Source organism: Corynebacterium sp. CNJ-954 (assembly GCF_001942345.1).
Lineage (GTDB): Bacteria > Actinomycetota > Actinomycetes > Mycobacteriales > Mycobacteriaceae > Corynebacterium.
Genome location: NZ_MKKI01000022.1, coordinates 153,101 through 167,004, shown reverse-complemented (window position 1 = coordinate 167,004; position 13,904 = coordinate 153,101). Strand labels below are relative to the sequence as shown.

Below are 13,904 nucleotides of genomic sequence, written 5' to 3'. Positions count from 1 at the left end.
AGAACCAACCAGTAGGATCCGAGTTAGACCATCGACCAGGAGAGTGCGTAGTGAGCGACAAGAACAGCAACGGCCTGTTCACTGACCAGGACAGCTTCAACCCCAAGGTCAACTCCATTCCGCTGTCCGACGTGGACGCGCAGGCCGCAGGTCGTGGCGGCAGTATCGCCGACCTCGTCAAAGACGCCACCGCCCAGGTGTCCTCCCTGATCCGCTCCGAAGTGGAACTGGCCAAGACCGAGATCTCCGGCACCGCCAAGAAGGCCGGGATCGCCGTCGCCCTGTTCGGTGCCGCCGGCGTCGTGCTGGCCTACAGCTCCTTTTTCTTCTTCTTCTTCCTCGCGGAGCTGCTGGACAACTGGCTGCCCCGCTGGTCGGCGTTCCTGATCGTCTTCGGCATCATGTTCGTCCTGGTGGCGCTCCTGGCGCTCTTCGGCGTGAAGTTCGTGAAGGGGGTCAAGAAACCGCAGGCGACAATCGACTCCATCAATGACCTGAAGTCCGTCGTCCCCTCCGGCAAGAACGACGCCACCGCAGACAACGGGATGTTCACCTAGCCCGCTCGGGCGACCCCCTCTCTACGATGACCCCTCCCCCCGACGCGGCGCACCGGTACATCCATACCCGGGGCATCCGGTTGCACGTCGTGCTCCAGGGCCCGGCCGATGCCCCGCTGGTTCTGCTCATCCACGGCTTCGCCGGCGGTCACTTCGACTGGCGCGACCTCATGCCTGAGCTCTGCGACCCCGACGCCCCGCCGGTGCGTGTCGCCGCCGTCGACCTGCGTGGCTACGGCCGCTCGGACAAGACACCCCGCGGCTACGACCTGACCACCGCCGCCTCCGACATGTGCGGGGCCATCCGCGCGCTCGGACACACCGACGCCTGGTCGTCGGACACGGTGAAGGCGGTCTGATTGCCTGGACGATGGCCGCCCATGAGCCGCAACGTGTCCGCGGTATCGTCACCCTGGCCTCCGCGCACCCCCTGGTGCTTGCCCGGTCAGTCCTCCTGCACCCGGTTTCCCAGTGGCCGCGGGTGCGGGCCTCGCTCTACGCCCAACTTCCCCGTCTCCCCGAGCGTGCACTGCGCAGGAACGGTTCCGCTGCCGTAGCCACCTCCTTCCGCCGCCAGGTGGCACCCGGATTCCGTGGTACCGACAGGTGCCGGGAGCACGAAGAGCTCCGCCGTGAGGCGATGCAGATCGACAAGGTCGCACACCTGTCCTGTGAATACCGGCGCTGGACCCTGCGCAGCCGACTGCGTCCCGAGGGCGGCGACTTCAACCGGACGTTCCCCTCCCGTACCGAGGCCCCTGCCGTCTGCGTCGACGGATCGATGGATCCCGCCTACTCCCGTCGGATCGCGCGGCGCTCGGCCGCCCGGGGGGCCGAAGGGTCCGGATCGGAGCTCCTCTACGGCGTCGGCCACTTCCCCCACATCGAGGACCCCCCGGCCGTCGCGGCGATCATCCGCGCCGTTTCCCGTCACGATCAGGAGCACTAGGCGGCAGTACCCGGTCGAGCACCTCAGCCTGAGGGAAATCCAGGTGGGCTACACCAGGGAGGATGTGGAGCCCAACCCCTTCGGCACCTGCCGCCTGGTGCCATGCGGAGCCTCCCGCGGCTGCGCTGAGAGCATCGAAGCCGTCAGCGCTGCGTGTCCCGTCATCGAGGTCCCCGACGTACCACCGCAGCGGAACCGTGAGCGGTTCGGCATCAGGGTCAGGTGTCTCTTCGGGAGCCCCTCCTCCCGCCATCAGCACCGCCCCGCCGGACACCAGCTCCCGGGCGCTGCGCAGAACACCGTAACTCAGCATCTCGGCCCCGCCTGAGTATCCCGACCACCAGACGTTGCCCGGATCCAGCCCGTTTTCGCCGTGTACGCGGTCATCGACCAGCGCGTTCAACCACCGGAGATTCCTGTCGAGTTTACGCCACCACGTTTCTCCGCGACGGTGGTCCGGGGTACGGGGTGCGATGAGGACCATGTCGCGGGACGCCGCCACCTGTGCGATCTCGGTCAGTGTGGGTTCTCCCCCGTCGTCACCGCCCCCGTCAAGGTCGAACTCTCCCGCGCCGTCGCCGTGCAGGTGGACGAGCACGCCCTTCGGCGGACCCGAACCGTCCTGGTCCGCGACCTCTCCGCAGCTGTAGGTGTACACCTGGCTGCTGCGCCCTTTGTGGCGGAACTCGCTGATATCAGGACGACAGCCCCCCTCATCCCTCCCGTCACGCACTACCACGGGTGAGAGCGCGGCGGCACCGACTGCGGTGGCAGCCAGGACGGCGGAACCCCGTCTCCACCAGCGGCGCTTCCTACTGTCGGGCTCACGTGTCACCCCACCGAGTCTAGACAGTCCACCTGTCTCCGGCTCAGCTGACCACGCACTTCTGCGTGTCCACCGGGTCGCGGTAGGACGCGATGTCCCCGACATGGGAGAGAACTTCATTCTTGGTCAGTGCGTATCCGGTGTCAGAGTCCCCGACGGCGGCACCGAAGACCAGCCCCAGGACCCGACCGTCCCTGTCGAGCAGGGGGCCGCCCGAGTTTCCCTGCACCACGGTTCCGCGCAGCGTGTAGGCTTCACGGTCCACGCGCGTGTCCGCGTAGATGTCGGGTCCGGAGACCGTGAACATTTCCCGGATACGCGCCGGAGTGGCCTGGAAGGGGCCGCCGAGCGGGAATCCCATGACGATGGCGTCGTCATTCTGCGCGGCAGGGCCGTCAGCCCAGTCCAGCGGCGGGAGCGTCGTCCCGTCCGTGGTACGGATCAGGGCGATGTCCTCCGACGGGTTGTAGTAGACCACCTCACCTTCGGCGTCGCCGTCCACGGTCTCCAGCGCAACGCGGCCGGTACCGGCGACAACGTGGGCGTTCGTCATGACCAGGTCCGGCTCGACGGCAAAACCGGATCCCTGCAGGATCCGGCTGCACTGCTCGGCCTCACCCAGCACACGCACCAGCGACGGACGGGTCTCAGCGACGACAGGATTGTCCGACAGCGCGGTGTCCGGCGCGTCCACCTCGGCCGAGGGGACGTCATCGAACGGGTCGGTGATCACGGGGAACCCGGAGTCGCTGAAGAACGACGCCGTCTGTTGCGGGAGCGCCTCCAGCCACGACGGGGCGATGTCGCTGACGCCCGAGAGAATCGACGAGCCGCGTACCGACTTTCCCAGGTCACCGGAGTTGTTGCCGGCCACCGGAACCACGATCAGCCAGACCACGACCACTGTGGTGACGACCTGTACGAGCGCCCCGACCACGGAGTCGGCACGCAGGGCCACCCGGGTGCGGATGAGATCACGCAGACGTCCACCGATCACCGATCCGAGCGTGTACCCGATCACGACGGATCCGGCGACGACGGCGAGGGCGGCGAGGAACCGCTGGGTGTCGCCGTCGACGTAGCCCATCACCCACGGCAGGATCCGCAGGCCCAGCACGCCGCCGCCGAGCACGCCGGCCAGTGACAGCAGGGCGGAGAAGCCCCCCTGGCGCCAGCCGGACAGCAGCGCGAACAGTGCGATGACGACCAGGGCGACATCGACGATGACCGAACCGCTCATCGGGGTTCCTTCCCGTTCTCGTTCTCACCGTTGTCGTTCTCGAGCTCGCCACCGAGACGGTCACCGAGAACTGCCGGGGCGAGGTTCTCGCCGTTACGGGACGCCTCCAGCGCCGCAAACAGGTCACCGACCTCGGGGGGCTCCCCGTCGGTCCACGGATCCTCCCAGACCCGATCCCATCCTGCTATCTGGAGCAACGCGTCGACGACGCCACCGGTGAACCCCCAGAGGAGGTAGCCGTCGACGTCGAAGGCCGGACCGTGCCAGCCGAGGAACCCGATCCTGCTGCGCAGGGTGGGCTCCGCCAGGCGGGCCACGGGGTAGGCCCGCACCCAGTCCGACTCCTGGGTCGCCGGGTGCACCGGGCCCGGAGTCCGCCACCAGGCGATGACCGGGATGACCGCGTGGTTCGTCCGGTCGATGTACAACGGGTCCATCACCGTCACAGGCACAACCGAGTCAGGATCAAGGGCGGTCTCCTCGACCGCCTCGCGCACGGCGGTCTCCACCGGGCCCGCGTCCTGCGGCTCACGACGACCCCCGGGGAAGGCGATCTGCCCGGAGTGGGTGCGCATCCTGGGGTTACGGTGGGTCAGCAGGACTGTCTTCTCCCCTGTCCCGTCCTCGCCGACCAGCACGAGCACTGCGGAGTACCGCGGCGGTGTGCCGTCCGGGCCGGTGTCCGGGACAGTCCGTGCCGGTTCGCTGAAGATTCCCGACGCGGCGTCCTCCCCGGCGTCCGTGCGTGCTGCCCCGACAAGGGCGCGGACCCATCCAGGCAGGTCAGCGGGGAGTTCCGGCTGCGTCTGGGCGGCATCCAGCCAGTCCTGCAGTGAGTGGTCCCGGTCAGGGGACCCGGTGGGTCGGTTCATGAGTTCCCCATACTACGTGCCATCAGCTCTTCCACCTGCTCCACGGAGGTCAGCTCGCCGGGGTGCATCTCCAGACGCGAACCGTCGGCGTCGTAGACCACCGACAGGGGGACGACCGCCGGCAGCGACGCCGCAGCGGCGACGGCTCCCGTCGAATCCTGGAAACTCGCGATCCGGACGTCAAGGTCGGCCAGGAGATCCACACCAGCCTGCCCACGCTCATTGGCGTGCACACCGACGATATTCCACTCCGGATGCTTCTCAGCGACCTCCTGGAGCACCGGCAGTTCCTGACGGCACGGGCCGCACCACCATGCCCAGACATTGACCAGGGTCGGGCGCCCTGAAGCGAGTTCGGCCACCGATGCGGTGGACTCCCCGCCTCCGTCGGTCAGGCACGGTAGGACGACGTCGGCAAGCTCGGCGTCCTGTGCCACCGGAGCGTCACCCTCCGGCGACGGACAGGACATGTGCTGGCCTGCCGGAACATCGTAGGACGTGCCGGCCGGGTCCGGTGGGGTGGACTCGTCCGGTTCCGCGGAATCGGGAGAGACGGAGGACGTCGGTGCAACCGAGGTCGTCGCGTCGTCGCCACCGGTCAGCGAGATGATCATCGGCACGGCAGCGACACCCAACCCGACGATGACCACCACGACCAGCAGGACCGTGCGCAACCGCGATCCTGCGGCGTCGGGTCGGTCCGGGGTCCGGGACTTTTCCTCAGAGCCGGTCACGCCCGCGCCCCTGCCTGGTCCCCGGCCTCGGATGACGGGCACTTGGGCGCCAGGACGCAACTGGCGCAGTCGGGTCGGCGGGAATGGCACACACGCCGACCGTGGAAGATCAACCGGTGCGAGAACATCGTCCACTCCTTCTTCTCCACCATCGCCGTGATTTCCCGCTCCACGGCGACGGCGTCGGTCTGCGTGGTCAGCCCCAGTCTGCGGACGACCCGCCCGACATGGGTGTCCACCGGGAAACCCGGCACGTTGAAGGCATTGCCCAGCACGACATTCGCGGTCTTGCGGCCCACACCGGGCAAGGCCACCAGTTCCGGCATCGTCCCGGGCACCTCTCCGCCGTGTTCATCGCACAGTGCGGTCCCCAGACCGATGAGGCTCGACGCCTTGTTCCGGAAGAAACCCGTCGGGCGGATGAGCTCCTCCAGCCGCTCCCGGTCGGCACCGGCGTATGCGGCGGCGTCCGGAAATTCCCGGAACAGTTCCGGAGTGACCTGGTTGACGCGCTTGTCCGTGCACTGGGCGGACAGCACCGTCGCGACCAGGAGTTCGAGCGGCGTGGAGTAGTCGAGCTCGCAGTGCGCGTCCGGGTACTCCTGCGCCAGGGTCCGGTTGACCCAACGGGTCCGACGGGTCAGCGCCAGCGGGCTCTCACCGGACGGACGGTGACGGGCGGCGGAGGCCGAGGACCGTGAGGACCGTGCAGACCGGGAGGATTGGGAGGACCGTGCAGACCGGGAGGATTGGGAGGAGGATGTGGCGACCATGGTGGAGACAGTCTAACCCGCGTTCCACAGAACACGCCCCCTACGCTGTATTGTGTGGAGTGACCCTTTTCGGGGGCCGGTGTGACCAACCCGTCACCGTCGGCCAGAGCATCGCCAGCACCGCCAGCTTGCCACCGAACAGCAGACAAACAGTACCAAGACCAGGAGTCAGACGAGTAATGGGTGAAGTACCTGAGATCCTGTCTCGCGCCGGAATTTTCCAGGGTGTCGAGGCCACCGCGGTCAACGCACTCATCGAGCAGTTGGAGTCGGTGACGTTCCCACGAGGCACCACCATCTTCGACGAGGGCGAACCGGGCGACCGGCTCTACATCATCATCAGCGGCAAGGTGAAGCTGGCCCGGCATGCGCCGGACGGTCGGGAGAACCTGCTGACGATCATGGGACCGTCCGACATGTTCGGCGAGCTGTCCATCTTCGACCCGGGGCCGCGCACCTCCGCGGCCGTGTGTGTCACCGAGATGACCGCCGCCACGATGGACTCCCAGATGTTGCATGACTGGATCTCGGCTCATCCGGAGATCTCCGAACAGCTGCTCCGGGTACTGGCCCGTCGCCTGCGCCGTACGAACAACACGTTGGCGGACCTGATCTTCACCGATGTCCCGGGTCGCGTGGCCAAGGCACTGCTGCAGTTGGCGAACCGGTTCGGCGTCCAGGAGGGGGGCGCGCTCCGCGTCCACCACGACCTGACCCAGGAGGAGATCGCACAGCTCGTCGGCGCGTCGCGGGAGACGGTCAACAAGGCCCTGGCCGAGTTCGCCCACCGCGGCTGGATCCGCCTGGAGGGCAAGTCGGTGCTGATCTCCGACACCGAGCGACTGGCCAAGCGCGCCCGCTGAGCCCCTTCCTCCCGGCGGCTCCCGTCCCAGCGTGAGTTTCCGTCCCAGTTCCCCGCCCCGGTGACACCGGCGCACGGCAGAACGGGACGGAAACTCACGCTTTTTGCCGTCCATGGACCGCCTGCCTCGCCGTCCAAGAAAAGTAGGTAGACTGATCTGGCTACTTAACTCGACCGAGGAGATCATCGTGCCGGAGACCCGACGCCGCCCTGCCCGTGAGCGCATTCTCGCCGCAGCCACAGAACTGTTCTACGAGCGGGGGATCGCCGCTACGGGCATCGACACCGTCGTCGACCATGCCGGCGTCGCCCGTAAGAGCCTGTACAACAATTTCTCGTCGAAGGACGATCTCATCGCCGCCTTCATCGAACAACGGCACCACCAGTGGCTCGACCTCTACCACGGCCGTCTCCGGGACGCGGGCCCCACACCGGCGGACCGGGTCCTCGCCGTGTTCGACGCCTACGCCGACCACGCCGAGGCCGACGGTCAGCGCTTCCGCGGCTGTGGCCTCCTCAACAGCGCCGCCGAGTTCCCGGCCGGCTCGCCACCGCGTGTCCAGGTCAGCAGGCACAAGCAAGAGGTCGAGGATCTCCTGCGTACGGCCCTGGAACCCAGCCCCCTGACTGTCGACGCGGTCTGCGTCACTGCCGGGCACCTCTCCTTCCTGTTGGAGGGCGCCATGACACGCTCAGGGCTGGACGGCACGACGGAGCATCTGCGTCGCGCGCGTGACCTTGCCGAGGAGATTGTCCGGCGGGCCACGTCCGACTTCCCCGGCGCCGCATGACGGCCTCCCGCATTCCCGCTCTCCTGGCCGTTACCGTCACCGCCGTGCTCTGGGGGACCACGGGCACCGCCGCCAGTCTGGCCGAGAACGTCGGCCCGTTGGCGATCGGGGCCGTGTCCCTCGGGGTCGGCGGCCTGTTGCAGGCGCTGATCGCCGCTCCCGACCTGTGGCGCACCCGTGCACTGCTCCGGGAGCAGCGTGGCATGGTCCTGCTGGGCGGCGTCGCCGTGTTCACCTATCCTCTGGCGTTCTACAGTTCGATGCACCTGGCCGGGGTCGCAGTGGGCACGGTCATCTCCCTGGCGTCAGCGCCGCTGGCCGCCGGGGTCATCGAGAAAATGACCGGAGGGACCTCGTTGGGCCCCTGGTGGAGCAGCGCAGCCGGGCTCGGGATCACCGGCGCGGTGCTGATCAGTGCGGCCTCCGGCGGAGACGACACGACCGCCGACAATTCAGCAACCCTCGCCGGCATCGCGCTCGGCCTGCTGGCCGGGGTGTCCTATGCGCTGTACGCCTGGGTGGCCTTCCGGCTGATGAAACGTCGACTGTTGCACCTGATACATCTATCGCTGAACGCTAGGCACCACAAACCGGCGACCACGATTCAGGCAACGCCAGCCTACCCCTGCCGATACCAGCAAAGACAGGGGGTACTTGACAGAACGATGCAGTAGTCCGTACGTTGTTGCATCTAATGAAAGATTTTGGAGGTGCCCCGCCCCCGCTGCGATTGGCGACGTCGGCAGCGAATGTCGCCTTGGCGAACCCCGAGCATCACGTCTTCGAGGCCATGCTTGAAGGATGGAAGAAGCAGCAGGACTCTCGCGGGCTTCGCGCTGTCACCATTCGTCGGCGACTCTCGGTCGTGCGCCGGTTCCATGACTACACCGACAAAGTGCCGTGGCAGTGGACAGTCGCAGACGTCGACGAGTTCACCAGCGAAATCGTCGCAAACGCACGAGCACTATCCACAGTGCGCCAATACCACAACGCGCTCCACATGTTCTGCGAGTATCTCACCGACCCCCTGTATGACTGGATGGATATCTGCGAAAGCGAGTTCAGCCAAGTACCTGCCCAAGTATGTCTTCCCTGGAACACTGTCTCCCACAAGTACGAATTTGAAGGGCGCGCTACCAGGCGTCCACTCACCTACGAAGAAGTTCAATGCCTTTTCGACACGGCCGATGAACGTGTCGACACGCTCATAAACTCGGGAAAAAAGGGTGCGCTCGGGGCTCTACGAGACGCGCAGCTCCTCAAGACCGTCTACGCCTTTGGCCTGCGGAGAACCGAAGCAATCATGCTAGATGTCGCTGACCTTCACCACAACCCCCAACTGAAGCAGTGGGGACGTTTCGGCGCATTGTACGTAAGATGGGCGAAAGCAGCCGGCGGCGGCGCTCCCCGTCGACGTACCGTAATGCTTGTACCCGAGTTCGACTGGTGGATACCGGGGATGCAACAGTGGGTCGAACAGGCCCGTGAGCGTTTCGCACCAGGAAGCCTGGAAGCACTATGGGTAACCGAACGCAATACGAGACTATCCGCAGGCTATCTCGACCGTCGATTCTCCGAGATCCGCGATGAAGCCTCGCTCCCCAGCAACCTTACACTTCACAGTCTTCGCCATTCATACGTCACTCATCTTTTAGAGTTCGGGTACGCTGAAAGGTTTATACAGGAACAGGTGGGACATGTGCATGCGTCAACCACTTCAATATATGCATCAGTGAGCTCAGACTACAAAAACCGAGTGCTAGCCAAAGCTCTCAAATCATTGATCGAAGGAGAAGAACATGATCGTTGATATCTCAACATCCTGGAATCTACGGCCCCTGATGGCTGCGCAAGGAATATTCCAAACCTCAAAACTCAAACCCCTTCTCGAAGATCGAGGGATTGAGCTGTCACGAGAACAAGTCTATCGGCTGGTTACCCAACCTCCGCAACGTGTTCGACTAGATGTGCTCGCTGCACTGTGCGATGCCCTCGAATGCTCGCTATCAGACTTGATCACGATCACCCGTCACGAATCGCCTGAAAAGAAAGAAGCGGTAGGGGGTGAGAAAACCCGTGGCTCCATTGGTGACCTACGCCCTGTGCGGGCCGCAATCCGACGGCCACGAGAGAAATAGAGCTCAATGACCGACAACCAAGACCACCTACACCTCCACGAAGTTATTTTTTTGGTACGAGAACTCACCCCTGAGCTATCAGATCGTCAACTTGAAGACATCGTCATGACCGTTGCCCCCGGAACCACGACGCGTCGCCTACTGGTCATCAAACTTAGAAAGCTTCCCGGGATCCTCTCCGGAGAGCACAAGGATGTTCCGAGAACGATCCAACAGCTCGCACACGCGCTCTCAGCAGCGGGAGCGACTAGGGTCGTCCTTCCGACATGCGAAGGTTGTGGCAGGGCAGTTTACATGCCAAATAAGGCACCGGGAGGGGGGAGACACTGTCCGAGCTGCGCCGCGAAAAGCAATGCCGCGAACTGCGCTGTCTGCGGTCGCATTAAACGGGTATACACGTCAGTCGGCAAGGAACACTATTGTCGCAACTGCTGGCACCGAGATCCGCGCTCGTACGATAAATGCTCAGAGTGTGGACAAGAAGGACCAGTCATCCAGCGGCGACCACGCATCATCTGCCGCGACTGCTATGCCGCACCAGAAAAGCAATGTGGGCACTGCCAAAGAGTGGGCCGTCCAGCAGTATACATTGACGGAACATGCGTATGTTCGCGCTGTTACTCTAGCATGCGACGCCCTCGCCCTTGTCCACGATGCCAGCGAGAGGTTTTCCTCACCTCGTTTGTGAACGGCGAAGCGATCTGTGCTAACTGTGCCGGCGAACCAGTGCGCATGGCCTGCCCGGGATGCGGGACAATTACCCAGAGTCGAAAGAGCCACTTCTGCAGCTCATGTCGCCGCCCCAGTATCTTGAAAGAGTTTCTCTCCGGAAGCGATGAAGAAGTACCACAGAATCTACAGCCCCTATTTGACTACCTACTTACTCACCATCAGAAAGCAGCCTCCCTCGAGATATGGCTCCAGAGAGGAAAATGCGCAAGTATTCTCCGAGAGATAGCAGATCGAACCCTGCCGCTCGAGCCTGATGCGATCATCCAACGAGCTAACGCTGACAACCCCGTAGTTTTTCTACTCTCGTTATTATCCCATTCTGGGACGATCCCAGAACTCGATGTCCAAAAGGCCCGATTTGACTTTTGGTTAAAAGACTGGTTTAAGAACATTGACGACCCCCAAGACCGTCTTATTCTTAAGCGATACGCTCGCTGGAGCCTACTCTCAACCGCAGATAATAACCCACCGCCCAACAACAGAGTCGGCAGTTATAGATCGCGTTACAATCGATACCGATCAATACTAAAAGAATGTCGTGCATTATTGTATGAGATTCGTTCCCACGGGGACACGACGATGTCTTTCCCACAGAGTAAGCTTGAAGCGTACCTCAGTGGCTCATCGTCCCAGCGTGATGCTCTAGCCCGTTTTACGCGATGGCTACGTCAAGAACGGCTCACCAAGCTGCGTGTAGGGAATCGCAATCACCAGCTTGAAGGAACACACGGTGAGGCCAATCACAGATGGATGATGGCTAAGAAGTTTCTTTCCGACACCCCCATGGACGTGCGCTCCCGCGCGGGTGGTCTTCTTGTCCTACTCTATGGAATGCAGCTCACACGCGTCGTTTCTCTTCGTACGTCCCAAGTCAATGTCCAGTCGGACATGGTCACCCTCACCATAGGAAGCGACCCGATTGAAGTACCCGACCGGCTCGGAACGACACTCGCTGAACTTGCAGACGATAGTGCTAAGCGTTGCACGAGTTGGCTCTTCCCAGGTCGCATTCCGGGTAGCCCACTGAGTACCAGTGCGTTAAGCAAGAGACTTCGCCGAGAAGGATTTCAGAACATACCTGCTCGATCGTTTGCGCTGATGGATCTGGCCAGACAAATGCACCCGCGTGTCCTTTCGGACCTACTGGGAATCAGCACCACTTCCGCCAATGCATGGTGGCGGATCGCCGGGGGCGACTGGACATCCTACCCCACTTTGCGACTGCCGGAAGAATAACAGATCACCTTTTCTTGAAAATATTTCCCATCTGCCACCTTCACTCTACAAACACAGAAGTAGCTATCAAAATGAACCGCGAGCTGCAAAAAATGAAGAGCTTCCGTATGTGCTACGCTGCGTAGACCTTGAGCTTATCCGGCGGATCGGAGCGGTATCCCAATCCTGTCAATTTTGCTGATCACCAAGGGTTTAGCATGACACTCGGGTACCCTGGGGAGGGTATCTGCTTGGCCACCCCAGCCCGGGGGTAATCGAAGTTTGCCCCTGTCGCGAGGACCACAGGATGTGATCCTATGAGCACTGTGTCAGTAATCCCACTGATGACATGGCACTAGATTCAAGATGATCGAGTGCTAAACTTCGCTCTTGCAGGAGGAGACTTTTATGCACCTTCGGAAATCAATCTTCGCAGTCGCGATTGGCGGCGCGCTTCTGACGACATCCCCCGCTCTAGCGCAGGGGTCCCCGGTAAACAACCAATCTGCCGGGCAGATATCCAAGGATCAACTGGAGGGATCGTACCTCACCCCCGAGGCTGAAGAAGATGCGGTACAGGTCGCAAAGGATTCAGATCAGGGGCAGGGTGCCTGGGCCGTCAAACCGCAAAACAACGGCGATGTCCAAATCGGAGTCTCCGGTGTTGAGTTCCGCGAAGTCGGTTCACACACCGAGATCGTAGACGCTGACGGGCAGACAGTCGAGAAACTCGTTGAGTCGGTGACGCTGGAAACCGGGGAGACAGTCGACGTTCACTACTCGATAGTCTCTGCCAACGAGGCTATCATGCAGTTCACCAGTGACGAGCCGAGTCTCCAGAAACCTCAGTGGCGTTGCTACACGGATGCCGTCAACGGTGGAGCCGCCGCAGGCTGCATAACGGGCGCTTTCTTCGGTGGAGTAGGTTGCGGGCCGGGAGCACTCGCAGGGATCACAGGAGGAATTGCCAACGCGGCATTCAACTGCTCAAAGTAAACTAGAACGGAACGCCGATGGGAACGAGAAGAGGGCTTGCAGTGGACCGCAGAGCAGCAGTACGACAGATATCGATTACAGCAGTTCTCGTTGTCTTATACCTAGCACTTCTCGTTACTGTTGGAGAAGATCAGAAGATATTCGTCCATAGTTTTGGGCTTGTGGCTCTAATCTTGGTTGTCGTCGGTTTCATCAGAAGCCGAGATGACATGCACGAACTGGACGACATTAACGAAAAGCTAGAAGAAGACCCGGCATGGGATCATCCTTCCTGTGATAATTAGTGAATATAACGTAGACTTAATCCTCTAACCGGATTACTGTGAGCGAGGCGAGCTAACAATGAGAATTAAGAAGATGATGCTAGCTTTCTTGGCTGTAAGTATTTTCCCATTTTACCCGCTATCGTTCGCGGAAACCGTAGCTGGCCAACCCTACATCCATCCTAAAGCGACCAGCACGGTGCCGGTAAGCGACTCGAGGATAGCCCAGATTTGGGAGCCTGACTCCAATCACTCCTCATCTCATATCCCCACGTGTACTGCCTCATATATCGGAGAGAGATTCTGGGTAACCGCACTACATTGCGTAAATTCTGAGCTAAAGACGGGTGGGTATCTCAAGTCCAGAGACCTCAGTGAAGCGAATATATTGGAAGTCTACTCCAAATCACCTGAAGAAGACGTAGCCTTGCTGAAGGTAGATATAGAGTCCGACGCGGCTCCATTTGAGCTTCCAGAGAGAGCTTTAAAGAACGGCGAGTCGGCAACCTTGTCTGGTTATGGGATCGCGAACGGCTTTCTGTCTACCGCTCCCGTGCGGGTCCAGTCTACGCTGGACCGTAAGAAAATCGGTGATGTCGAGTATAAAGATATGATCGAGTCAACATCTGAGACAGCTTCGAGGTCATGCAGCGGAGATTCCGGCGCGCCCGTTTTTAAAGGTTCCACTATATACGCTGTACACTCAGCAGGCGGATTCAATCCATCATGCCTTTCCGGACAAGGAAAGAAAATGTGGCATAGTTCCCTTGAAAGTAGAATCAGCTGGATACGCTCGATAACAGGGGTAGCGTAGCTGGTCCCATGTTGTCCGCGTTTTATCGAGATTGTTCTGGTGCTCCAAGACCGTCAGTATCTGTCATGTCGGAATACTCTCTCTGCGCACGTCGCCAAAGCCCGAACCGAGAGCCGTGAGAGCAGAGTGCCCTGTGGTCTCA

Annotated in this window: 13 protein-coding genes and 1 pseudogene; 9 read left to right on the top strand and 5 right to left on the bottom strand. The window is 62.0% G+C overall.

The window, feature by feature from the left end:
* The first annotated feature begins 50 nt into the window (after positions 1–50).
* Positions 51–557, top strand: coding sequence for a phage holin family protein (locus BJF89_RS08645; protein ID WP_075814053.1), 507 nt, complete (start codon positions 51–53; stop codon positions 555–557).
* Positions 558–583: 26 nt separating this feature from the next.
* Positions 584–1,506, top strand: a pseudogene (locus BJF89_RS08640) (alpha/beta fold hydrolase).
* On the opposite strand, the gene BJF89_RS08635 reads toward BJF89_RS08640, so the two are convergent.
* The 5 genes from BJF89_RS08635 to nth are packed head-to-tail and all read right to left on the bottom strand — an operon-like array spanning position 1,469 to position 5,951.
* Positions 1,469–2,341 (bottom strand): alpha/beta hydrolase, encoded by an 873-nt coding sequence (locus BJF89_RS08635; protein WP_075814051.1) that lies wholly within the window; start codon positions 2,339–2,341, stop codon positions 1,469–1,471. The pseudogene BJF89_RS08640 and the gene BJF89_RS08635 overlap by 38 nt on opposite strands.
* A 34-nt stretch (positions 2,342–2,375) precedes the next feature.
* Positions 2,376–3,572 carry a MarP family serine protease gene (locus BJF89_RS08630; protein ID WP_075814049.1) on the bottom strand — a complete coding sequence of 399 codons (1,197 nt, stop codon included), beginning with the start codon at positions 3,570–3,572 and terminating at the stop codon, positions 2,376–2,378.
* Positions 3,569–4,444, bottom strand: a complete 876-nt coding sequence (locus BJF89_RS08625) for a CoA pyrophosphatase (protein ID WP_075814047.1) — start codon at positions 4,442–4,444, stop codon at positions 3,569–3,571. The genes BJF89_RS08630 and BJF89_RS08625 overlap by 4 nt, the downstream gene beginning before the upstream one ends.
* Positions 4,441–5,178, bottom strand: coding sequence for a TlpA disulfide reductase family protein (locus tag BJF89_RS08620; protein WP_075814045.1), 738 nt, complete (start codon positions 5,176–5,178; stop codon positions 4,441–4,443). The genes BJF89_RS08625 and BJF89_RS08620 overlap by 4 nt, the downstream gene beginning before the upstream one ends.
* Positions 5,175–5,951 (bottom strand): endonuclease III, encoded by a 777-nt coding sequence (nth, locus tag BJF89_RS08615; RefSeq protein ID WP_083650599.1) that lies wholly within the window; start codon positions 5,949–5,951, stop codon positions 5,175–5,177. Before nth ends, BJF89_RS08620 begins: the two co-directional genes overlap by 4 nt.
* Before the next feature lie 179 nt (positions 5,952–6,130).
* On the opposite strand from nth, the gene glxR reads away from it, so the two are divergent.
* The 7 genes from glxR (at position 6,131) to BJF89_RS08575 (ending at position 13,762) form a co-directional block, all read left to right on the top strand.
* Complete coding sequence (glxR, locus tag BJF89_RS08610) at positions 6,131–6,814, top strand: CRP-like cAMP-activated global transcriptional regulator GlxR (RefSeq protein ID WP_075814043.1); 684 nt, start codon at positions 6,131–6,133, stop codon at positions 6,812–6,814.
* A 187-nt stretch (positions 6,815–7,001) separates the two neighbouring features.
* Positions 7,002–7,604 (top strand): TetR/AcrR family transcriptional regulator, encoded by a 603-nt coding sequence (locus tag BJF89_RS08605; RefSeq protein WP_075814041.1) that lies wholly within the window; start codon positions 7,002–7,004, stop codon positions 7,602–7,604.
* A complete protein-coding gene (locus BJF89_RS08600; RefSeq protein ID WP_075814039.1) occupies positions 7,601–8,278 on the top strand; it encodes a DMT family transporter in 678 nt (225 codons plus the stop codon). Before BJF89_RS08605 ends, BJF89_RS08600 begins: the two co-directional genes overlap by 4 nt.
* An 83-nt stretch (positions 8,279–8,361) precedes the next feature.
* On the top strand, positions 8,362–9,414 hold the full coding sequence (locus BJF89_RS08595) for a tyrosine-type recombinase/integrase (protein ID WP_075814355.1): 1,053 nt from the start codon (positions 8,362–8,364) through the stop codon (positions 9,412–9,414).
* Entirely contained in the window at positions 9,404–9,742 is a 339-nt protein-coding gene (locus BJF89_RS08590) for a helix-turn-helix transcriptional regulator (protein WP_075814037.1), read from the top strand. The genes BJF89_RS08595 and BJF89_RS08590 overlap by 11 nt, the downstream gene beginning before the upstream one ends.
* Before the next feature lie 2,337 nt (positions 9,743–12,079).
* Entirely contained in the window at positions 12,080–12,685 is a 606-nt protein-coding gene (locus tag BJF89_RS08580; RefSeq protein WP_139311946.1) for a hypothetical protein, read from the top strand.
* Positions 12,686–13,027: 342 nt separating this feature from the next.
* Entirely contained in the window at positions 13,028–13,762 is a 735-nt protein-coding gene (locus BJF89_RS08575) for a trypsin-like serine protease (protein WP_083650597.1), read from the top strand.
* The last annotated feature ends 142 nt before the right edge of the window (positions 13,763–13,904 follow it).

Coding starts and splice junctions, on each gene's coding strand:
- nth (WP_083650599.1), bottom strand. CDS start 5,951: ATGGTCGCCACATCCTCCTCCCAATCCTCCCGGTCTGCACGGTCCTCC.
- BJF89_RS08625 (WP_075814047.1), bottom strand. CDS start 4,444: ATGAACCGACCCACCGGGTCCCCTGACCGGGACCACTCACTGCAGGAC.
- BJF89_RS08590 (WP_075814037.1), top strand. CDS start 9,404: ATGATCGTTGATATCTCAACATCCTGGAATCTACGGCCCCTGATGGCT.
- BJF89_RS08600 (WP_075814039.1), top strand. CDS start 7,601: ATGACGGCCTCCCGCATTCCCGCTCTCCTGGCCGTTACCGTCACCGCC.
- glxR (WP_075814043.1), top strand. CDS start 6,131: ATGGGTGAAGTACCTGAGATCCTGTCTCGCGCCGGAATTTTCCAGGGT.
- BJF89_RS08630 (WP_075814049.1), bottom strand. CDS start 3,572: ATGAGCGGTTCGGTCATCGTCGATGTCGCCCTGGTCGTCATCGCACTG.
- BJF89_RS08575 (WP_083650597.1), top strand. CDS start 13,028: ATGAGAATTAAGAAGATGATGCTAGCTTTCTTGGCTGTAAGTATTTTC.